The sequence below is a fragment of the Terrabacter sp. 01T434 genome, assembly GCF_056398545.1.
In genome coordinates, this window is record NZ_JBFTPP010000001.1 from 1 (window position 1) to 21,423 (window position 21,423).

Sequence of the window (21,423 nt, forward strand, 5' to 3'; positions counted from 1 at the left end):
CGCTGAGGCCGTGAGGCAGACGCGCGATGACGCGCAGAACGAGCTCGGCGACCTACTCAGCGCAGCGCCGTCCACGGTCATCTCGGCCACCCTCGTCCACGACGTCGACTGACCCTGACTGACCTCGCCCGGTACTGGGAAGCACCGGGCCCTGAGGTGCATGATCCGCGGTTCAGGGCCCGTCGATTGACCTGATGGGCAGCGCTCCATGCGGACTCGGCCGGGCCACAGACCTGCACGTCGTCCCCCGGGAGCAACAGTCGTGTTGGGTTTCAGCCCTTGTGCAGCATGGCTCTGGACGGACCATCGTGCACGCGCCGCTGGAGCCGACTCACATGGCCGGCGCCGCAGACGGGAATGGGGATCCTGAGATCGTCGTCGAGGTGATGGGCGAGGCTCCATTCGCCGGAAGAACGTCTCGAGGCGCCGAGGCGGATAGGAAACGAAGTCCGTTCGAGTGGAGTCGGTGCGTTCGGGTCGGGCGGTGGTGACCGTCGCACGATGGCGACGGGTGTTGGCGATGGTGGTGGCGGCGCTGGCATGCGAGAGGCTACAGGTATGGTTACGCGCACGTTCAGAGCTGTCATGGAGAACGGCGACGCCTACGACGATCCGTCCGAGGACGTCCTCCTGTTGCTCCTCGAGGACCTCGCCGCGGGTGAGGGCTCGTGGGTCATCGTCGAGAAAGTCGCGGACGCGTCAGGTCAGACGTACGCGCAGGCGCTCCGGCTGTCCGACGGGTCGTTCCAGGTCGAGCGGCGGCGCGGAAGCTCGGACACGCACGAGGTCGTTCCCGCGCAGTCTCTACGAGAAGCGCACGCACTGCTGACCCGGTGGGCGTTCGCGTTGTAGACGACTGGTGGGACCTCTCCGACGCTACGTGTCCCGGTCGGCCGGCTGGTCCGCTGTCGCTCGCGCCCACCGCTGCTGGTCGCGGGAGGACCGCTCGGCGGAACCTGAGGACGCTTTCGTTGGGTCTTGGCGTGGCTGCGCTTGACGGCCACGAGCTCGCGGGCACCCCGCGCGTCACATGCGATCCCATCGCGACGCTCGTCCTGGTTGCGGACGCCCCACGGCTGCGGCCGGCTCGGCGTCGAGACGTCGGCCACCCGGCCCTGGTCGGGCTGAGCTAGGCGCTGGCGGACTGATCCAGCAGCGCGTGCACTTGGGCGGCGTGGAACCGCCGGTGCCCGCCGAGCGTGCGGACCGCCTCGAGGCGACCCGCCCGAGCCCAGCGCGTGACCGTCTTCGGGTCGACCCGGAAGAGCGCAGCCACCTCAGCCGGAGTCAGCAGCACGTCCGCGGCCGCGAGTGGCGTCGTCGATGTCGTCATGTCGAACCCCAATGCAACGTAGTCCCTGACTACACCTGCAGGCGCGCGAACGTCGCGGTGTGCCCTCCACGGTAGAGCGCCACGGCTCGCGGCAGGCGGGATTGCACCGTTTCCTCAATCGTGGTCCCACTCCTGCATGCAGTAGGTATCGCTGCCTCTGAGGCGACCTCTGCTGCGTCTGCCCGTCCTAGGTCGGCAGCGCCGCGACCTCATCCACCGCCTGGTCGCCGAACCCGGCGCCTGGGCCGAACGCTCAGTTTGTCTGAACTGGGGAGCACGCCAGCATCACCTACGCGGACGCTTTGAGAGCACCTTCGAGTGCGCCCCGTCGCCTCCCACGATGTCATTCGCCATCCCGCCTGTGTCGCTGCGCGCCCGCCCCGCCGGGAGAGTGCCCCGACGCCCTGGCGTGCGCTGGGGCCGCCGGTGCTTCAGGCCGTGGCAGAGCCGGCCTGACCCACGGTCGAATGTCGCGCCCTCGGTGGGCCACGAGCAGTAGCGGCCGGCCACGCCACGGCTAGGCTCGGCATCGAGTCGTTTGCGGGCTCGGACGTTGAGGAGGTCGACCTGATGGCTACAGAGTCACCCGGCGCGGAACGCCAGTGGGCAGCTGAGAAGCGCGACTTCGTTGGCGACCGACGTGACGACCTGGCTGGCGAGCGAGACCTGGCCGGGGACCTGCGGGACCTGACGGCCGACGCGCGAGAACAAGCGCTGGACAAGCGGGAACGTGAGCTGGACGCCCGGGAAGCTCAGCTCGGTCTGGCGCGTCAGGCCGAGGCAACCGCGCACCGGCTCGATGCGCTCGCCATTCGTGGGCAGGCACGGCAGACCCGTGAGCGTTCAGGCGCCGAACGCGTGGCCGCCGCCCGGGCCCGCGACGATGCGACACAGCGACGGCTGGAGGCGGCACCGATCACGGGACTCGCATCGTCGTTCGCCACCATCGCCGCGAACCTCTACGCCGCGGATTCCTACGACGCCGTCCTCCAGCGCATCGCCGAGGCCGCGGTCAGCACCGTCGCCGGGTGTGAGATGGCAAGCGTCACCCTCAGCGAGCACGGGGGCTATCGCACGGCCTCGACAACGGACGTGGCCGCATCGGCGGTCGACCAGGCCCAGTACGACGCCCGGGAGGGCCCCTGCCTCGATGCGGTCGAGACCACGCTGGTCTATGCGAAGTCGTTCCCCGACAACCGCTGGCCCACGCTCGCATCCCGTCCGGTCGATCTGGGCGCGCACTCCGTGGCCTCCTACCGCCTGGCAGCGGCGAGCGAGGGGAGCGCCGGCACGAGCGGCTCGCTCAACACCTACGGCATCAAGCCGGACGCATTCAGCGACGAGGCGCAGCAGATCGGGTTGCTCCTAGCCGCGCACGCCTCGATGGCCGCCGGGGCAGTCCGCGAACGGGACGCCCTGCAGGATGTGGCAGAGCATCTGCACCAGGCCCTGTTGACCCGAGATGTCATCGGCCAGGCCAAAGGGATCCTGATGGAACGGCTCAAGCTCACCCCGGAGGCCGCCTTCAACATCCTGCGTCACGCCTCGAACGCGTTGAACGAGAAGCTTCATGATGTGGCGCTCAATCTCGCGGAGACTGGCGACTTGGACACGCCCGCCCAGCGCCGCGCAGACAGACACTCCTGACTGACGGTCACTCGTCGGCACTACCGATCGGCGGCATATGAGGGCGTTCTCAGAAGGTGACGTCCGGCGGCGCACTTTCACCCACGGCGACCAATCTCAGGAGAGCTCCCCGGGGTCGAGGTCTGGCCTGGTGCGGTGCAGCCGCGCTGCGTGGCGCAGCACGCCCGGTGCGGCGGAGGCGTCGGCGTCGACCTCGACGACGAACGGTGCGACGACCATCACCCGACTTGGCGCAGCTGAACCCCAGGCGAAGGTGCGCTCGAACGTCTCGCCGGTCGGGTGCAGCAGGGGCGCCAGCGATCGGCCGACCGCCTTCGACAGGGCTGTTGTCGAGCCGGCGGTGACCGGGCCACCGTCGTCGTCGACGTTCCCGGGGAACGCGAGGACCAGAGAGGTGGGTGCGGCCGCGTCCCCGGTGAACCCAATCGCGAGCATGTCGAATGTCTCCGTGGCCTTGACCTTCCACCAGGCCCGTTGCTGGGGTGTGGTGGGGTAGGTGCCGCTCGCGTCCTTGATGACGAGGCCTTCGATGCCGCCGGCTGTCAGGGTGTCGAACCACTCGCGGGCGAGGCTGGGGTCGTCGGTCTGCTGGCACAGCACGATAGGGGAGGCGATCCCGGCCAGTGTCCGCTCGAGCAGGGCCCGGCGCTCTCGCAGTGGTCGGCCTCGGAGGTCCTCAGTGCCGGCGGCGAGAACGTCGAAGACGACGAACTGCGCTGGCCGGCGGGCGGCGACGGCGCGGATCCGTCGCCCGGCGGTCATGCGGGCCTGCAGGCCCTCGAAGTCCAGCCGTCCCGTGGCGGGATCCCAGGCGATGACCTCGCCGTCCAGCACTAGGTCCTTGGGCAGTCGTGCGCTCAGGACCGGGGCTAGGTCGGGGAACAGCGGCGTGAGGTTGGTGCCGTTGCGCGAGTAGATGCGGCCACCACCGACGAGGGCGCGGTAGCCGTCCCACTTCGGCTCCCACACCAGATCCGCGGTCTTGGAAGGGACGAGCTCATCGACGCGCCGCGCCAAGGCGACCGGCGCCTGCAACGACACGACAGCCATGTGCTCACCATGCACCCCTGCCGGCCGGCATGCGTGTTCCAGCGTGGCGGGTCATGGACCACCGAGGCTCGTGGCGCCGGGAAGCGCCACGGACCAAGGCTGGGAGGGCGGCTCCACGCCCGTGGAGAGCCGCTCCGGGATGAGCCAGTCCCATCCGCCGTCCTCGGTCGGCACCTCGCGGGTGGCGAGCCACCGGCCGTCGTACCAGCCGTGGTATTCACTCCAGGCCCAGGCGCGAGCTTCGGACAACTGCTGTTGCAGGGACTCGATGCGCTGGTCCTGGTCGTCGTGCGTCATGGACCTAGGTCTCCGCGGCGACGGCTCACGCGTCCGGACTGGTGCAGGATCGGTCAGGTCGACCGCCGTCGCTGCGTCTCGCCGATGAGCCCCGCTGTGGAGGCGGGTAGAGGGCGTCGATGCGGCTGGGCAGCCACCACCGGCGTCCCCGGTGGACGCCGTCCGGGCGGAGAGAGGTTTGGGCGAGGCGGCGGACCGTCTCCCGCGACACACCGAGCCGTTGCGCCAGATCCGACGTCCACAACACGTCCCCTGGCTGCTGTCGCTCGTACTGCTCCACGGCGGCGCGGTCCCACCAGAACGCCCCGCGGCCACCGTGCCGCCCGCCGGCCGGCAGGGCCCGGTTCTGCGCCAGCCGGTGAACCTGGCTGGTGCTCACCCCGAGCCGCGCTGCCACCTCGGTGACGACCAGCGCGTCGGCGGATGGACGGTGTAGGCCCCACCCGGCGACGGTTGCCGGCCACCACCAGCTGCGTCCGCTCGTGCGCCCGTCAGGCCGGTGCTGCCCTCGCGCGATGCGCCGGGTGAGCGAGGCGGTGGTGATGCCGAGCATCGCCGCGACCTGGCCCGCGACGAGGGCGCCGTCGGGTATCCGTTCCCTCTGCTCCTCCGGGGTTGCGGCTCTCCAGAGCCGGTAGTGCGTCCAGCAACGGCCCCGAGCCCGGGCGGGCTCGACGCACTCGACACAGACACCTCGCACACGGCGCGGACTCATGCCAGGCCGGCATCGTCAGGCGCCGGCCGCGTCGCGTGCGCGCGCGGACCAGCGTTCGGCGAAGCGCGGCGCCGGTTGTAGCGGCTGGCGCACGAGCGGGAGCAGAACCGGCGCTTCGATGCCCCGCGCAGCGGGCAGAACTCGACGCTGCACTCCTGACAGACGACGACGATGCCGCGGCGCCGCGAGCCGCCGCGCCGGAGGCCGGCGGCTGCTGAGGCGGCGGCGCCGGCGGGGGAGAGCGGCTGCCCTGCAGCGAGCCGGGCTGCGGTCGCCTTGCGGGTGTCCCGGTTGGCCAGGAACGCCGACCTGCGGGTCAACTGGGCAGCCGAGCGCACCGCGAGCTTCTCGCGCACCGCCGAGGCCACCAGACCCTTCGAGCGACGCAAGCCGTGCTCGATCTTGTAGCTCTGTGCCTGCATCCCATGACTCTTGAAAACGTGAAGCCCGAGATGTACAAAGCGCCTGCCGCACTCGTGGCAGAGCAGCCCGTCCTCGTCCTCATCCAGGACCCCGAAGTGTCCGTGTCCGTCCGGCCGTCCGACCTGGGCAGCAGGGCCGGGGGAGACCCCGGGCTCGGTCTCCGGAGGCGGGAGGAGGTCCCCGGTGGAAGAGGTCGGAGTCGTCACGGCCACATGATGCCCGTGAGCGGGCCATCACGCCCGCCGGACGCCCTGCGGGCGAGGCGGGTCTAGCCGTCAGGGAGAGACCTCGCTAGACCTTCACGGGCTTGGCTGAACAAGTGCGGCACCACCGCGTGGGGCTCCGTGCCCACCCAGCGAGGCGCCTTGTCTCAGCGCTGGGCTGGCGTCACGAACTCCGACGGGAGCCACTGCTGGATCAGGGCATGGTCGCCCTCGAGGAAGTAGGCAACAAGCGCGAACCAGGTCGCGTCCCGCTTCTCCCAGGCGAGCACGATCCCGGCGTGCGGACCGGGTGCGTCCCCAGCCCCGCGCACCCAGCAGTGCCGCCGAGGACGCGGAGGCTCCGGGATCGGGTGCTCATGCCCCCGTCCTGAACCGCCCGCCATCTCTCCAGTGTGCCAAAGGATCGAACTGGTGTACGAATGTGGTTGGGTCGGCGAAGGGCAGCCAGGGCTCCTGTGGTGGTGCCGGCGGTGCCTCAGGCGAGGTCGAGAGGGCTGTGCTCGGACGTTGGCAGAAGACGCATGACCTCGGGGCGGTGGAGCCGTTCTGCTAGCTGAGGCGCCGCTAGCAGCAAGCCGCACAGACCACGCCGGAAGGGACGCTCTATGCCTGAAACAGGCATTTCGCAGCGGCCGGCGTGCTTGACACGTAGCCTCAGGTCACACAGGGAAGCGGGGGTCACGAGAACCTGCGGCATGCGAGGCAGCGGGCGTGCCGAGGTCGACTGGTCGCCCTCGTCCATGGGGACTGCACGGCAGCCCAATGCAGCGCCGCTGTTGATGGCAGTGCTGTCCCCGGTGAAGAGACATGCCCACGCCACATTAACCACAGAAAGATGCCGCTCTGACCGCGACCGGTCGGGACCGGTGACATAGCGCTGAGAAGACGGGCCAAGGTGCCTGCGGCAACACGAGGATCACTGAGTTCGAATGCCTGTCGAGTTCCACGCACCACAAGGATGGCCCGCGCCTCCGACCGGCTGGGTGCCGCCGCCCGGCTGGCTGCCCGACCCGGTATGGCCGCCAGCTCCGGACGGCTGGCAGTTCTGGACGACCGCGCCGGAGTCCCCGGGCGCCGTGTCCCCGGCCTCTTCATCGCTGGCGTCGCCCCCAGCCCAGCCGGCGCGCGCCTCGTACGGGAGTGCAGCACCCCTGCAGCCACCGACGCCGTGGTCTCCGCAGCACGGCGGCGCGGGTAACCGGCCGCCCGCCGCTGCGGTTTCTGCCTTCGTCGCCGACTCCGCGCCTCAGGGTGGCAGCCCCGACCGCGGCCGCATGCTCGCGGTAGCCGGTTGGGGTGGCCTGGCCGTCACCACGCTCGCGGGTCTGATCTCTGGCATCGGCGGTGCGCTGCTCTTCGCGGGGATGTTCGCCTTCTTCGTCGCCATCGTGGCCCTCATCCGCGGGCAGGTCCGGTGGGCTCACCTACCGAGCCGTGCCGCCGCTGCGGTCGCCTTGGTCGGTGCGCTGGTGGCCGTGTCGGTCGGCGGGGCGCTGTCCCCGTCGCCGGCGTCCGTCCCCACCTCGCAGACGGTTCTGCCAGCCGCACCAGCGCCCGCAACCCCGTTGCCGGCGACGGACTCCGCAACGACCGAGCCGGCCACCGCTTCCCCGACCTCGACCATCGCAACCGCTAGCCCGTCGCCGACCGACCCGGTCACCGCCGCCATCGGGCAGGCCCGACCCGGCACGGCGCTCGCGGGGTTGGGCACGTTGACGGTCAAGGGTCGCGGCCCGATGACCGGCTACACCCGCGAGGCGTTCGGTGCCGTGTGGAGCGACACCGACCGCAACGGCTGCGACCAGCGCAACGACACCCTCCGACGCGATCTTCGCTCGCTGACGCTCAAGGCGGGCACGAACGGGTGCGCCGTCATGACGGGCGCCCTGGTGGACCCGTACACCGGGGCGCGGGTGGCCTTCACCAGCGGCGCCTCCTCCAGCTCGGCTGTGCAGATCGATCATGTCGTCGCACTGGCTGACGCGTGGGTCAAGGGCGCCGCCGGGTGGCCACAGGCGAAGCGGACCGCGTTCGCCAACGACACTCTGAACCTGACGGCGGTGTCCGCGTCGGTCAACGCCTCCAAGGGCAGCGGTGACGCGGCGACCTGGCTGCCGCCCGCGATGTCGTACCGGTGCATGTACGTGGCTCGCCAGATCGCCGTCAAGGCCCGGTACGAGTTGGCCGTGACGGCCGCGGAGCGCGTCGCCGTGGCCCGCGTCCTCACGACTTGCCCGGACACGCCAGTCCCGGCGGTGTCGGTGGCCAAGCTCGGCGGCTTCCCGATCTACGCGCCGCCCGCGCCGAAGCCGACCGTCGCGCCCGCCCCGCACCCGACCGTCACGCCGGCTCCCAGGCCGGCACCGCAGCCCAGCCCCTCGCCCTCGCCGGCCGCGCCGTCGCCCCGTCAGGGGGTGCACCCTGGTGCGTTCTGCTCGCCGGCGGGCGCGCTCGGCTACACGAGCGCGGGCACGCTGATGCGCTGCTCATACAAGTCCGGCGACACCCGCGCACGCTGGCGCGCCGCCTGACCAGCCCGTCCATGGCAACCACAACATCAGACGTACCGCCGGGTGCGGTACAGGGAAGGCAGGGCCGGTAGATGGGCCTCGGTGTCAGCTTCAAGCTCGCCCCCGGGGTGCGCGTGCGCGCCTCCAGCAGGGGCGTGCGTACCAGCATCGGCCCCCGCGCCGCCCGGGTCCACGTCGGCGCAGGAAGGACCCGCATCTCCAGCGGGGCCGGGCCCTTCACCGTCTCCACCGCCGTCGGAGGCGGCTCACGCAGCAGCCGGGCCCGCACCTCCACGCGAGCCTCGTCCGGCTCTTGGCCCCAGTCGTCGGGCGCCTCGACCCGGACGGCGGGTGCTTCGCCGCGCCCGCGGCAGCCCACCGTCGCGCAGCATCAGGCCCAAGCCCGGGCAGCCGAACGCGCCCAGGAGGTCGCGGCCGTCGCCGCGGTGGAACGCTCCCTCACTACGCTGCACCACGAGGACTTCCCCGAATCGACACGCCGCGTCGTGGCCGTCCCCGCCGCCCCGGGGCCAGCCGAGGTCAAGGCGGTCCGCCGCGAGCTGCACCGGATCGCCATCGCCGCGGTGCCCTTCTGGAAGCGGTCTGAGCGCCGGGAGGCGAAGGCCTGGGCGGCGCAGCAGGCCACCGCCGAAGCGCAGCGCCGGCACACCGGCGCGCTCGTCGAGGCGCAGCTCGAGCAGTGCCGACTCGACCAGCAGTGGCAGGCGCTGGTCGACCACGACCCGCAAACGGTGATCGAGGCCGTCGAGGACGCGTTCGCGGACAACGCCAGCGACTCCACCTGCGTCGACGCCGAGGCCGACACCGGCGTCCGGTACGTCACGGCGGTCGTCACCTATGGCGGCATCGACCTGGTCCCGGACGTTCGTCCGGACACGACCCCCGGCGGGAAGCCGACGCTGCGCAAGCGCACCAAGACCGACCGCAACTCCCTGTACGCCACTGCTATCGCCTCGACGGTGTTGGCGACCGCCAAGGAGGCCCTGGCCGTAGCGGTCACCGCCACAGAGGTCCGCGTCCTGGTCATTCGCAGTGGGATCGGTGGCAGCACCGGTGGCGTCGAGCCGGTTTACGCGGGCATGCTGCGACGCGACCATCTCGCGCACCTGGACTGGCGAAACCTGGACCCGCTGACGGTGGCCATGTCCGCCGAGGACGCACAGATGGCGCGCAAGGGCAGCGCCCGCGAGGTCGTAGCCCTGCCCGTCGAGCCCGGCTCACCGGCACAGGAGCTGCTGGACGCCTGGTCGGCAGCGCTCGACGACCGGACCGAGGCTCAGCCCGCACCCTTCCCTCCCGCCACACCGACAACCTGAGGCATCCTCGAGCAGGACCGATCCAGGGTGTCTCCCGACGCGTGGTTACGCGTCCTTCTCCATCGCCCTGACCAGTTTCATGGAGGAGAACCAGATCTGGGCGAGCACGTCCCTCCTGGTTGTACGTCTGACGACCCCACCTGCTGCTGGTGCGGACGTCACGGTCGGCGTGGGCGGGGCAGTAGTTGCCTGCCGCCCGGGCCAGCACGTCGGGTGTCAGCTCCTCGGCGAACCACACGAAGTAGGGCTCGAACTGGGTGGGGCGGAAGTGGTCGGGCTGTGGCTCGTCAGGATCAATCTCCCAAAGGCCGTAGGTGCCCAAGCTGAGCCGCCACGGCGGTTCTTGTCTGTCGTCATGCACGATCTGCACGCCGGAGTAGCGCTTCTCCGCTCGCCTGTCACCGCGCAGAGGGAGTTCCTCCTCCACAGGGAGGAGAAACGTCACCGACCTGTCCGGGGCCGGTCGCCGGGTCAGTCGCACGGTCGGCGCGACCAGTTCCACGTCAACGCCGAGCGCGTTCGCGACCTGCTGCACGCACCAGCGACGACGCGCCGCATCCGCCTCGTCCCATGCGGGACGGGAGGTCTCCACGAGCTGGTGCAGGGCCGACGAGAGGTGGCGAGCCGTTGTGGAGTGCGGGCCGTCCAGGCGCGGAGAGTTGCGCCGGTCCTCGCTGCGCGGACGCGATGTCATGGACCGCACCCTACGGGCCAACGGTGGCGCGAGCACTTCGGCCTGACGGCGGCCTTCCCGGCCCTCAGCTGAGGGCCGGGGGACGGCCTTCCGTCGTTGCGCGGCTACGAAAACCGCCACGGTTTCGCCCCGTGTCACTGGCTGGCCGTCCCAGGAGCACAGACCGCGAACCAGGGTGGATGCACTGATGCGGATTCGGAGCGAGCGGGCGGTCATCCCAGCCACGTCCCGGAAGCGGGACACCCTCAGCCAGCGCCAGGCCAACCGGTCACCGGCCCCGCGGACCCCGTCGCGCAATCGGGCGCCCTCGGCCAGCCGGAATACCTCGAGCCGCCCGACCTCACTGGCCGTCGGAGTACCTCCGGTGCTGCTCCCTGAGCTCGGCGCGGACCTGGTTCAGCATCGCGGTGTCCGAGGCCAGGTCAGGGTGCTGCACCGCCCGGTCGAGCTCCACCACCTGTTCCAGCTCGCGGATCGCCTGCTCGAGTCCGCCACGACCTCGAAGGACCATGGCGACATTGAACCGCGTCACCGCCTCACCAGCGCGGTCGCCGACCTCCCGCAAGATCGGCAGGGGCTGCTCGAAGTGGCGCAGGGCGCTCTCGCCGTCGCCGCGTCCGTGGTGGACGGCGCCGATGTTCGTCAGGGTGGTGGCCGCGCCGGCGCGATCGCCAACCTCCCGCAGGATCGGCAGGGCCTGCTCGTAGTAGCGCAGCGCGGTGTCGAGATCGCTCCGGCGGAGGTGGACCAGCCCGATGTTGCTCACCGTCGCGGGCGCCAACCTCCCGCAGGATCGGCAAGGCCTGCTCGAAGTAGCGCAGGGCGATGTCACCGTCATCGCGGCTGTCGTGGACGCTGGCGATGTTGTTCAAGGTCGCGGCTTCGCCGCCGCGGTCGCCGACCTCCCGCAGGATCGGGAGGGCCTGCTCGTAGTAGCGCAGAGCAGTGTCGCCGTCGCCGCGGCGGTCGTGGACGGGGCGCCGATGTTGCTCAACGTGGCGGCCTCACCGGCGCGGTCGCCGAACTTCCGCCGAATCGACAGCGCCTGCTCGTAGTGGCGCAGGGCGGTGTCGAGGTCGCCCAAGGTCGCGCTGGCCCTACCGGCGTACACCAGGGTGCGCGGACTGGTCTGGATGCGTTGCGAGCGGGCCGTCAGCCCGGCCACGTCCCGGAACCTGGACACCCCCAGCCAGCGCCCGGCCAGTCGCTCACCCACCCCGCGCACCACGTCGCCCAATCGGGCGGTTTCGGCCAGCCGGAACACCTCGAGCAGCTCCACCTCACTGGCCACCGGGGCGCCCCCTCTGCTGCTCCGTGAGCTCCGTGAGCTCGGCGAGCTCAGCGCGGACCTGGTCCAGCATCGCGGTGTCCGAGGCCAGGCCAGGGTGCTGCACCGCCCGGTCCAGCCCCACCACCTCCACCAGCTCGCGGATCGCCTGCTCGAGTCGGCCACGGTCCCGAAGAACCATGGCGATGTTGTACCGCGTCGCGGCCTCYCCGSCGCGGTCGCCGACCTCCCGCGCGATGGCTAGCGCCTGCTCGTAGTGGCGCAGGGCGGTGTCGAGATCGCCGCGGCTGTGGTGGACGCCGCCGATGTTGCTCAACGTGGTGGCCTCTCCGGCGCGGTCGCCGACCTCCCGCKSGATSGSWAGSGCCTGCTCGTAGTGGCGCAGGGCGGTGTCGAGATCGCCGCGCCGGTCGTTCACGCCGCCGATGTTGCCCATGGTGGTGGCCTCTCCGCCGCGGTCGCCGACCTCCCGCGCGATGGCTAGGCCCTGCTCGAAGTGGCGCAGGGCGGTGTCGAGATCGCCGCGGCTGCCGTGGACCAGCGCGATGTTGTTCAAGGTGGCGGCTTCGCTGGCGCGGTCGCCGACCTCCCGCGCGATGGCTAGCGCCTGTTCGTAGTGCCACAGCGCCGCGAACCCGTCCCCGCGGCGGTCGTGGACGCCGCCGATGTTGCTCAACGTGGTGGCCTCGCCGGCGCGGTCGCCGACCTCCCGCCGGATCGGCAGGGCCTGCTCGTAGTAGCGCAGGGCCGTGTCGAGATCGCCGCCGCGGTGGTGGACGCTGCCGATGTTGCTCAAGGTGGTGGCCTCGCCGGCGCGGTCGCCGACGTCTTGCTGAATCGGCAGGGCCTGCTCGTAGTGGCGCAGGGCGGTGTCGAGGTTGCCGCGCCCGTGATGGACCAACCCAATGTTGCTCAAGGTGGTGGCTTCGCCGGCGCGGTCGCCGACCTCCCGGAGGATCGACAGGGCCTGCCCGAAGTGGCGCAGGGCGGCGTCGCCGTCACCGCGGCGGTGGTGGACCAGCCCGATGTTGTTCAAGGTGGCGGCCTCGCCGGCGCGGTAGACGACCTCCCGCTGGACCGGCAGGGCCTGCTCGAAGTAGTGCAGGGCGGTGTCGCCGTCACCGCGGCGGTCGTGGACCAGCCCGATGTTGCTCAAGGTGGCGGCTTCGCCGGCGCGGTCGCCGACCTCCCGTTGGATCGGCAGGGCCTGCTCGTAGTAGCGCAGGGCGGTGTCGCCGTCGCCGCGGCGGTGGTAGAGGCTGCCGATGTTGCTCAAGGTGGTGGCCTCACCGGCGCGGTCGCCGACCTCCCGCTGGAGCGGGAGCGCCTGCTCGAAGTGCCCCAGGGCCGCGGTCAGGTCTCCCAGGGTCGTGCTGGCCATGCCCGCCTGCACCAGGGTGCGCGCACTGGTCTGGATCCGGAGCGAGCGGGCGGTCAGCCCGGCCACGTCCCGGAACCTGGACACGGACAGCCAGCGCCCGGCCAACCGGTCACCGGCCCCGCGCACCACGTCCCCGACGCGGGCGGCCTCGGCCAGCCGGAACACCTCGAGCAGCTCCACCTCACCAGCCACCGGTGCGCCCCCGCTGCTGCTCCGCGAGCTCCGCGCGAACCCGCTCCAGCGTGGCCATGTCAGGCGCCAGGTCAGGGTGCTGCATCGCCCGGTCGAGCTCCACCACCTGCTCCAGCTCGCCGATCGCCTGCTCGAGTCGGCCACGATCATGAAGAACCATGGCGATGTTGTACCGCGTCACCGCCTCACCGGCGCGGTCGCCGACCTCCCGCAGGATCGGCAGGGCCTGCTCGTAGTAGCGCAGGGCGGTGTCGCCGTCGCCGCGGCGGTCGTGGACGCCGCCGATGTTGTTCAAGGTGGTGGCCTCGCCTGCGCGGTCGCCGACCTCCCGCTGGATGGCCAGCGCCTGCTCGTAGTGGCGCAGGGCGGTCTCGCCCTCGCCGCGACGGTCATGAACGCCGCCGATGTTGTTCAAGGTGGTGGCCTCCCCGGCGCGGTCGCCGACCTCCCGCCGGATCGGCAAGGCCTGCTCGAAGTAGCGCAAGGCGGTCTCGCCGTCATCGCGACGGTCATGAACGCCGCCGATGTTGTTCAAGGTGGTGGCCTCCCCGGCGCGGTCGCCGACCTCCCGCCGGATCGGCAGGGCCTGCTCGAAGTAGTGCAGGGCGGTGTCGGGGTCGCCGCGGCGGTGGTGGACGCTGCCGATGTTGCTCAAGGTGGTGGCCTCGCCGGCGCGGTCGCCGACCTCCCGCTGGATCGGCAGGGCCTGCTCGTAGTGGCGCAGGGCGGTGTCGGGGTCGCCGCGGCGGTGGTGGACGCTGCCGATGTTGCTCAACGTGATGCCCTCCCCGGCGCGGTCGCCGACCTCCCGCTGGATCGGCAGGGCCTGCTCGTAGTGGCGCAGGGCGGTGTCGCGGTCGCCGCGGCGGTCCTGGACGCCGCCGATGTTGTTCAAGGTGGCGGCCTCGCCGGCACGGTCGCCGACCTCCCGCGAGGTGGCGAGCGCCTGCTCGTAGTAGCGCAAGGCGGTGTCGCCGTCACCGCGGCGGTTGTGGACCAGCCCGATGTTGCTCAAGGTGGCGGCTTCGCCGGCGCGGTCGCCAACCTGCCGCTGGACCGGCAGGGCTTGCTCGAAGTAGTGCAGGGCGGTGTCGCCCTCGCCGCGGCGGTCGTGGACCAGCCCGATGTTGTTCAAGGTCGCGGCTTCGCTGGCGCGGTCGCCGGCCTCCCGCTGGATCGGCAGGGCCCGCTCGTAGTGCCGCAGCGCTGTAGCCAGGTCCCCCAGGGTCATGCTGGCCCTGCCCGCCTGATTGAGGGTCCGCGCACTGGTCTGGATTCGCAGCGAGCGGGCGGTCAGCCCGGCCACGTCCCGGAACCTGGACACGGACAGCCAGCGCCCGGCCAGCCGGTCACCGACCGCGCGGACCACGTCCCTCGTGCGGGCGGCCTCGGCGAGCCGGAACACCTCGAGCAGCTCCACCTCACTGCCCACCGGCGGGCCCCCGCTGCTGCTCGGTGAGATTGGCGAGCTTGGTGAGCTCGGCCCGGACCTTGATCAGCATCGCGGTGTCAGAGGCCAGGTCAGGGTGCTGCATCGCCCGGTCGAGCTCCACGACCTGCTCCAGCTCGCCGATCGCCTGCTCGAGTCGGCCACGATCATGAAGAACCATGGCGATGTTGTACCGCGTCACCGCCTCACCGGCGCGGTCGGCGACCTCGCGCCGGATCGACAGCGCCTTCTCGTAGAAGCGCAGGGCGGTGTCGCCGTCGCCGCGCCGGTGGTGGACGCCACCGATGTTGCTTAAGGTGGTGGCCTCGCCTGCGCGGTCGCCGACCTCCCGCTGGATCGGCAGCGCCTGCTCGAAGTAGCGCAGGGCGGTGTCCCCTTCGCCGCGGCGGTGGTGGACGCCGCCGATGTTGGTCAAGGTGGTGGCCTCGCCGGTGCGGTCGCCGACCTCCCGCCGGATCGGCGAGCGCCTGCTCGTAGTAGTGCAGGGCGGTGTCGCCGTCGCCGCCGCGGTCGTGGACGAGCCCGATGTTGTTCAAGGTGGCGGCCTCGCCGGCGCGGTCGCCGACCTCCCACCGGATCGGCAGGGCCTGCTCGAAGTGGCGCAGGGCGGTGTCGCCGTCACCGCGGATGTCGTGGGCGCCGCCGATGTTGTTCAAGGTGGCCGCCTCGCCGGCGCGGTCGCCGACCTCCCGCTGGATCGGCAGGGCCTGCTCGAAGTAGCGCAGGGCGGTGTCGAGGTCGCCGCGGCTGTGGTGGACCATGCCGATGTTGTTCAAGGTGGTCGCTTCGCCGGGGCGGTCGCCGAGCCCCTGCTGGATCGGCATGGCCCGCTCGAAGTAGTGCAGGGCGGTCTCGAGGTCGCCGCGGCTGTGGTGGACCATGCCGATGTTGCTCAAGGTGGTGGCCTCCCCGGCGCGGTCGCCGACCTCCCGCGCGATGGCTAGCGCCTGCTCGAAGTAGCGCAGGGCGGCGTCGCCGTCGCCGCGGCGGCGGTGGATGTCGCCGATGTTGTTCAACATGGCGGCCTCGCCGGCGCGGTCGCCGACCTCCCGCCGGATCGACAGCGCCTGCTCGTAGTGCCGCAGCGCCGCGGCCAGGTCCCCCAAGGTCGCGCTGGCCCTGCCCGCCTGATTGAGGGTCCGCGCACTGGTCTGGATTCGCAGCGAGCGGGCGGTCAGCCCGGCGACGTCCCGGAACCTGGACACCGACAGCCAGCGACCGGCCAAGCGGTCACCGACCCCGCGCACCACATCCTCCACGCGGGCGGCCTCGGCGAGCCGGAACACCTCGAGCAGCTCCACCTCACTGGTCACCGGTGCGCCCCCGCTGCTGCTCCGTGAGCTCGGCGCGGACCTCCCCCAGCATCGCGGTGTCCGAGGCCAGGTCAGGGTGCTGCACCGCTCGGTCGAGCTCCACCACCTGCTCCAGCTCGCCGATAGCCTGCTTGAGTCGGCCACGACCGCGAAGAACCATGGCGACGTTGAATCGCGTAATCGCCTCACCGGCGCGGTCGCCGACCTCCCGCCGGATCGGCAGCGCCTGCTCGTAGTAGTGCAGGGCGGTGTCGCCGTCGCCGTCGCCGCCGCGGTCGTGGACGAGCCCGATGTTGTTCAAGGTGGTGCCTTCCCCGGCGCGGTCGCCGACCTCCCGCTGGATCGGCAGGGCCTGCTCGTAGTAGCGCAGGGCGGTGTCGCCGTCGCCGCGCCGGTCGTGGACCAGCCCGATGTTGTTCAAGGTGGTGGCCTCCCCGGCGCGGTCGCCGACCTCCCGCCGGATCGGCAGGGCCTGCGCGAAGTAGCGCAGGGCGGTCTCGCCGTCGCCGCGCCGGTGGTGGACCATGCCGATGTTGTTCAACGTGGTGGCTTCGCCGGCGCGGTCGCCGACCTCCCGCTGGATCGACAGGGCCTGCTCGAAGTAGGCCAAGGCGGTGTCGAGGTCGCCGCCCCGGTGATGGACGCCGCCGATGTTGCTCAACGTGATGGCCGCCCCGGCGCGGTCGCCTACCTCGCGCGCTATGGCTAGCGCCTGCTCGAAGTAGCGCAGGGCCGTGTCGCCGTCGCCGCGCCGGTCGTGGACGCCGCCGATGTTGCTCAACGTGATGGCCGCCCCGGCGCGGTCGCCGACCTCCTGCTGGATCGGCAGGGCCTGCTCGTAGTGGCGCAGGGCGGTGTCGCCGTCGCCGCGGCGGTCGTGGACGCTGCCGATGTTGTTCAAGGTGGTGGCCGCGCCGGCGCGGTCGCCGACCTCGCGCAGGATCGGCAGGGCCAGCTCGAAGTGCTGCAGCGCGGTGTCGCCGTCGCCGCGGCGGTCATGGACGCTGCCGATGTTGCTCAAGGTGGCGGCTTCTCCGGCGCGGTCGCCGACCTCCCGCTGGATCGGCAGGGCCTGCTTGTAGTGCCGCAGCGCCGCGACCGGGTCCCCCAGCGTCGTGCGGGCTAGCCCCGCCTGCACCAGCGTGAGCGCACTGGTCTGGATTCGGAGCGAGCGGCCGGTCAGCCCGGCCACGTCCCGGAACCTGGAGACGGACAGCCAGCGCCCGGCCAGCCGGTCGCCGACCCCGCGGACCACGTCCCCCACACGGGCGGCCTCGGCGAGCCGGAACACCTCGAGCATCTCGACCTCGCTGGCCATGGTCCTACGCGCTTTCGGGTTCGACCCACAGCTCGTAGAGGAACCGGGCTCCACGTTCCTGGGCCTGCAGGAGCTCGTCATCGGTGAGCCGTTCGAGCGTCTTCGCCAGCAGTGGCCGTACCAGCGGGGAGACGAGGTAACGCAGTTCGCCGGTGCTCGGGTGTAGGCCGGCCTGAAGCAGACCGACAGAGACCGCGGACTCGATCTCGGCCTTGATCGGTTCGTCGGGGCTGAGCGCGAGGATCGCATCCAGGGGGACCGCGATCTCGTACACAGCGGCCAGGGAGATGGCGTGCCGCACCTCTTCGGACTGCTCGTCGAGCAGTCGGTGCAGGAGCAGCTCTTCGCGGTACTCGACCTCTTTCGCCTCGATGGAGGTGAACAGCGCTTCCAGGCCGCCCGGGTCAGTGCTGAGCAGGCTGTCGAGTCGCTCGAGCAGCCGGGGGATGCCCGCTGCGGCTGTGATCGCCCGATCCTTGACTGCGGCTTCCAACGGACTGGTGGGTGCGAGTTGCTCGAGCGTACGCAGTTTCTTGTCGAGGTCGTTGCCTTGCAGCTGGAGGACGGGCAGCCGCATGGCCTTGACTTCGGTCGGGAGGGGGAAGTCGTATCGGCTGGTCACCACGACGCGGCTGGCGCTGCCGGTGCGAGCGATAGCTGTGGCGAAGCCGCGCAGCACCTCGAGGGCCTCGGCGCGGCAGCGGTAGGCGCCGTGCCCGTCGGACTCCAGGTTGCCGTCCTCGAAGTCGTCGAACACGAACACGCAGGGGGTGTCCGCCAGTGGCCCGTCCAGGACGTACCGCAGCCGGTCCGCCAGGGTGACGTTCTCCCGGCCGAGCAGCTCGTTGACCCGCTGGTCGATGTCGGGGTCGCCCAAGTTGAGGCGCCGCGTCAGCGACACGACCTCTTGCTCGTCGATGCGTCCGACCCAGACGGCGCTCTGGTCGTGGCTGGTCCGCATCCGCTCCAGCAGCCGTGCGGCGAGGGTGCTCTTGCCCAGCCCGCCCATACCGTGCAACAGCGCGAGCTGGGGACCCTCGGTCGGATCGTCGGGCCGAAGCTCCCTCAGCAGCTTCTGCAGCTCGCGCCGGCGGCCCACGAAGCTGGCGCGGTCGGCGACCTTGACCTGCCCTTCGGCGTCCAGGAACAGGGTGCTGCTGGCACGCGTTCGCAGGCGGACTCGTCCCTTGGTGCCGGGGGCCGTCACGAGTGACCCGAGCGGGGTGCGGTCCGCGTACAGTCGCAGCAGGTGCCAGTCCTGACTGTTGGCATCGAACAAGGCCCGTCGGGCCAGCGTCACAGCGTGGTCGATCGGGCCGCCGTCGGCGAGCCGACCGTACAGGGACGCGGCGAGATCGCTTGCGGCCGAGTCTCCCACGGGTAGGGCCCACCCTAGGACGGAGGGGGCGCCGGCGTCGACGAGCGACTCAGCCATCGAGGCCACGACGCCGTCCTTCTGCGCTGCGGCCGTGTAACAGCCAGACACGAACAGCAACCCCGGCCAGCGGCCCTCGATGGCCGCGCCGATCTGTTCCGCGCTGTGGTCGGACTGGCTGCCGTCGGCGGCCTCCATGACAAATCGGGGCCCGGCCGGGGTGATGTATCCGTGACCGCTGAGGTGGAGCACGTCGAAGTAGTCAGGACCGAACCAGGACAGCATCGCGCCAAGCCCGGCGAGGGAGCCGCTCTCCTCCACGACCACCTCGACGCGCCCGGCAGCGGCGGCCAGGATGACGCCCTCCTCCTGCTCGAAGTCCAGGACCGGCTCGACACCCACGGGGGAGGCCGCCATGAACAGGACCCGGAGGGCGCGGTTTGCTGGGTCCGGCCGGGTTGCCTGCCTAGCCGAGACGGCACGAACCGGCGCAACGGGTCGCGTCGGGTGGATCGTCAAGAAGGAGTTGTCGAACATCAGCTCCCACGGCAGTTCCCGGAGGCGTTCCTGCGCGTCAATGTGGAGCGTCATCGGTTTGTGGTCGGATAGCGCTTTTTGCAGCCACCGCTCGGTCGGTCCGTCCAGCCAGTTGTACAAGTCCGCACCGAGCTGCGTTAGCACGGGCGAGTAGGCGGAGTACTCGTTCGCGACACGATCTACGAACTCGTCGATGTCCTTGCGGGTCAGGCGCCGTTCAGCCATCTCGCCCTCGGGCGGAAACCAGCGCAGTCGCGGGTTCGTCCCCTCCGCGTCGAACAACTCGATCCGGTAGCCGTCCGTCATGGGTCACGCCTCCCCTGAACTCGGATCCCGAGGACTGCCGTCAGCGTGCAGACCTGATCCCGACATTGCACCATGCGGGCGGCAGGCGCGGGCGGGTGTTGGGTGGGTTCCTCGGGGTTCGGACCTGTGCGACGGCTGAGGGCTATGCCTGAACCTGCAGAGCCGCGCCTTTCGCTTCGGCCCTAGCCAGCCGTTCAGCAGGTGCCATCCGACGCGGTGGGTTTCGCGTTCCGCGCTCGGTGAGGTCGCGTTCTCAACTACGTCCGGTGGGGGAGCGCACTTGTCCGATGGTGGCAGGTCAGAACTAATGTCCCGACCCCCCAGAGGCCCGGGGGGAAGTCACGTCAGAACGACAGGGATGTGGTTTCGGCGAGACGTCACCCGGGCCCAGTATGCCGTAGGCGGACTGCTCGTCCGGCATCGACGTCGGCCACCCGCAGGCGACCGACGTCGATGCCGGGGAGGCGGCGTCCGGGCCGGGGGCCCGGACGTCGGGCAGCGAACCCGTGGCGAGGTAGGCGGCGATCTTGTTGTCCGTGCAGGCCACGCCCGAGAGCGAGCCCGCATGCGTCGTCCCGCCGACGCCCTCGATGAGGACCGACTTGGGGAAGAGGGACCGCACCTCGAGGCTGCCCTCATAGGGGGTGGCTGCGTCGTGGGTCTCGTCGATGAGCAGGATCGGCGGGGCGTGCCGTCCGGACACCTTGACCGGCTCGGATGCCTTGCCCGTCCAGGTGCGGCACGGTGCGTTGAACCAGGCGTTGCCCCACGTCTCGAAGGGCGCCTTGTCGTAGACCCGCCAGTTGTCCCGCTGCCAGACCGACCAGCTCTTCGGCCACGGCGCGTCGGTGCACGAGGTGGCGAGGTAGATCGCGTACCCGTTGTCGGCGCCCGGTCCCTGGGGGTTGGCGCCGTCCCAGAGCGACTTGATCTTGCTGTAGTCGCCGTGGTTCACCGCTGCCGAGAAGGCGTCGGCGATGTCGGTCCAGCCGTAGACGTAGTAGCCGGCATAGAGGAACACGTCGGTCCACTCGTCCGGTCCGATCGTCCCGCCGGCCTGCGGGTGCGCCCGGAGCTGGTTGAGGATGCGGTAGTAGGTGCGTTCGACAGCCTGGCCGTCGTTGCCCAGGCCGTAGACGCCGTCGTGCTTGGCGACCCAGTCGAAGTAGATGCCCATGTTGGTGTCGAAGGCGTAGTCCTGGTCGAGGTTGGCCTGGTACCAGACCCGCCGCGGGTCGACGTTGCTGTCGAGGACGAAGCGCCGCACCCGCTCGGGGTGCAAGGTCGCGTAGACCTGGCCGAGGTAGGTGCCGTAGGAGAAGCCGTAGAAGTTGATCTGCTTCTGGCCCAAGGCGATCCGGATGCTCTCCATGTCTGCCACGTTGTCCGTGGTCTTCAGGTGGTCGAGCAGCCGACCGCCGGCGGCCGTGCACGCCTTCGCGTAGTTCTTCGTCCTGGTCAGCCAGGCGTTCTCGATTCCGCGGTTCACGGGCACGTAGTACGGCCGGTCATACCCGAAGTAGTTGCCGTCGCAGGACAGCGCCGGGACGCTCGACCCGACCCCGCGCGGGTCGAAGCCGATCCAGTCGTAGGACTTGCCCGCGTTGTTAGGGACGAACCCTTGGTAGATGGAGAGCACCAGGCCCGAGCCTCCCGGGCCGCCGGGGTTGACGAGCATGACGCCCTGGTATTGCGACTGCGGGGTCGTGTGCTTCACCCGGGAGACCGCCAGGTGGATGAGGGTGCCGTGCGGGTGCGCGTAGTCCAGAGGGACCGTGAGCATGCCGCACTGGGCGCCGTAGTGGACGAGCGTCGGATCCGAACAGGCTCCCCAGGTGATCGGCGGCGGGACGTACGGCGTCGACGCACTGTCAGCGGCTGTCGCGACACCGCCGGAGGCGGCTTGCGCCGGGGCGGAGAAGACGGCGGCGCTGACGGTCAGCGCCGCGGCCGCGACGACGGTGATGAGTCGTTTCATGATGGTTCCCCTATGAGCGACCTGTGGCGGCGGACGTCGCCACCCACCAATGTGG

At 70.9% G+C, this 21,423-nt stretch carries 16 protein-coding genes and 4 pseudogenes; 4 read left to right on the forward strand and 16 right to left on the reverse strand.

The genetic code is table 11. The features are described from left to right. Positions 1-558 precede the first annotated feature (558 nt). Positions 559-852 carry a hypothetical protein gene (locus AC1DIW_RS00005; RefSeq protein ID WP_442280405.1) on the forward strand — a complete coding sequence of 98 codons (294 nt, stop codon included), beginning with the start codon at positions 559-561 and terminating at the stop codon, positions 850-852. A gap of 277 nt (positions 853-1,129) precedes the next feature. Here AC1DIW_RS00005 and AC1DIW_RS00010 read toward each other — a convergent pair whose 3' ends face one another. Then, a complete protein-coding gene (locus tag AC1DIW_RS00010) occupies positions 1,130-1,333 on the reverse strand; it encodes a BldC family transcriptional regulator (RefSeq protein ID WP_442280406.1) in 204 nt (67 codons plus the stop codon). A gap of 570 nt (positions 1,334-1,903) precedes the next feature. Between AC1DIW_RS00010 and AC1DIW_RS00015 the strand changes: the two genes are divergently transcribed. Then, the gene (locus AC1DIW_RS00015; protein ID WP_478106027.1) at positions 1,904-2,980 is read left to right on the forward strand and encodes an ANTAR domain-containing protein; all 1,077 of its coding nucleotides are present in this window, start codon (positions 1,904-1,906) and stop codon (positions 2,978-2,980) included. A gap of 96 nt (positions 2,981-3,076) precedes the next feature. Here the strand turns inward: AC1DIW_RS00015 and AC1DIW_RS00020 are convergent, their stop codons facing one another. The 5 genes from AC1DIW_RS00020 to AC1DIW_RS00040 form a co-directional block, all read right to left on the reverse strand. Next, positions 3,077-4,045: an ATP-dependent DNA ligase gene (locus AC1DIW_RS00020; protein WP_478106028.1), complete on the reverse strand. Its 969-nt coding sequence runs from the start codon at positions 4,043-4,045 to the stop codon at positions 3,077-3,079. A gap of 36 nt (positions 4,046-4,081) precedes the next feature. Beyond that, the gene (locus AC1DIW_RS00025) at positions 4,082-4,327 is read right to left on the reverse strand and encodes a hypothetical protein (RefSeq protein ID WP_478106029.1); all 246 of its coding nucleotides are present in this window, start codon (positions 4,325-4,327) and stop codon (positions 4,082-4,084) included. 25 nt (positions 4,328-4,352) lie between these two features. Further along, positions 4,353-5,042: a hypothetical protein gene (locus AC1DIW_RS00030; RefSeq protein WP_478106030.1), complete on the reverse strand. Its 690-nt coding sequence runs from the start codon at positions 5,040-5,042 to the stop codon at positions 4,353-4,355. Then, entirely contained in the window at positions 5,039-5,677 is a 639-nt protein-coding gene (locus AC1DIW_RS00035; protein ID WP_478106031.1) for a MucR family transcriptional regulator, read from the reverse strand. Before AC1DIW_RS00035 ends, AC1DIW_RS00030 begins: the two co-directional genes overlap by 4 nt. A 158-nt stretch (positions 5,678-5,835) precedes the next feature. Continuing rightward, on the reverse strand, positions 5,836-5,958 hold the full coding sequence (locus AC1DIW_RS00040; RefSeq protein ID WP_442280411.1) for a hypothetical protein: 123 nt from the start codon (positions 5,956-5,958) through the stop codon (positions 5,836-5,838). 1,005 nt (positions 5,959-6,963) lie between these two features. Between AC1DIW_RS00040 and AC1DIW_RS00045 the strand changes: the two genes are divergently transcribed. Then, the gene (locus AC1DIW_RS00045; protein ID WP_442280412.1) at positions 6,964-8,220 is read left to right on the forward strand and encodes an HNH endonuclease family protein; all 1,257 of its coding nucleotides are present in this window, start codon (positions 6,964-6,966) and stop codon (positions 8,218-8,220) included. Positions 8,221-8,291: 71 nt separating this feature from the next. Beyond that, positions 8,292-9,536: a DUF4236 domain-containing protein gene (locus AC1DIW_RS00050; protein ID WP_478106032.1), complete on the forward strand. Its 1,245-nt coding sequence runs from the start codon at positions 8,292-8,294 to the stop codon at positions 9,534-9,536. Positions 9,537-10,570: 1,034 nt separating this feature from the next. Here AC1DIW_RS00050 and AC1DIW_RS00055 read toward each other — a convergent pair. From AC1DIW_RS00055 to AC1DIW_RS00100, 10 genes and pseudogenes are all read right to left on the reverse strand, one after another. Beyond that, positions 10,571-10,996 (reverse strand): tetratricopeptide repeat protein, encoded by a 426-nt coding sequence (locus tag AC1DIW_RS00055; protein WP_478106033.1) that lies wholly within the window; start codon positions 10,994-10,996, stop codon positions 10,571-10,573. A 61-nt stretch (positions 10,997-11,057) separates the two neighbouring features. Continuing rightward, positions 11,058-11,171 (reverse strand): annotated as a pseudogene (locus tag AC1DIW_RS00060) (hypothetical protein); the annotation flags it as partial. Between the two features lie 339 nt (positions 11,172-11,510). Continuing rightward, positions 11,511-13,091: a tetratricopeptide repeat protein gene (locus AC1DIW_RS00065; RefSeq protein WP_478106034.1), complete on the reverse strand. Its 1,581-nt coding sequence runs from the start codon at positions 13,089-13,091 to the stop codon at positions 11,511-11,513. Beyond that, a complete protein-coding gene (locus AC1DIW_RS00070) occupies positions 13,081-14,523 on the reverse strand; it encodes a tetratricopeptide repeat protein (RefSeq protein ID WP_478106035.1) in 1,443 nt (480 codons plus the stop codon). Before AC1DIW_RS00070 ends, AC1DIW_RS00065 begins: the two co-directional genes overlap by 11 nt. Beyond that, positions 14,513-14,788 (reverse strand): annotated as a pseudogene (locus AC1DIW_RS00075) (tetratricopeptide repeat protein); the annotation flags it as partial. The gene AC1DIW_RS00070 and the pseudogene AC1DIW_RS00075, both read right to left, overlap by 11 nt. A 3-nt stretch (positions 14,789-14,791) precedes the next feature. Then, positions 14,792-14,956 (reverse strand): annotated as a pseudogene (locus AC1DIW_RS00080) (tetratricopeptide repeat protein); the annotation flags it as partial. 55 nt (positions 14,957-15,011) lie between these two features. Beyond that, positions 15,012-15,854 (reverse strand): annotated as a pseudogene (locus AC1DIW_RS00085) (tetratricopeptide repeat protein); the annotation flags it as partial. Beyond that, on the reverse strand, positions 15,844-17,172 hold the full coding sequence (locus tag AC1DIW_RS00090; protein WP_478106036.1) for a tetratricopeptide repeat protein: 1,329 nt from the start codon (positions 17,170-17,172) through the stop codon (positions 15,844-15,846). The pseudogene AC1DIW_RS00085 and the gene AC1DIW_RS00090, both read right to left, overlap by 11 nt. Positions 17,173-17,176: 4 nt before the next feature. Beyond that, entirely contained in the window at positions 17,177-19,390 is a 2,214-nt protein-coding gene (locus tag AC1DIW_RS00095; protein WP_478106037.1) for a CHAT domain-containing protein, read from the reverse strand. A 304-nt stretch (positions 19,391-19,694) separates the two neighbouring features. Further along, entirely contained in the window at positions 19,695-21,368 is a 1,674-nt protein-coding gene (locus tag AC1DIW_RS00100) for an alpha/beta hydrolase (protein WP_478106038.1), read from the reverse strand. Positions 21,369-21,423 lie beyond the last annotated feature (55 nt).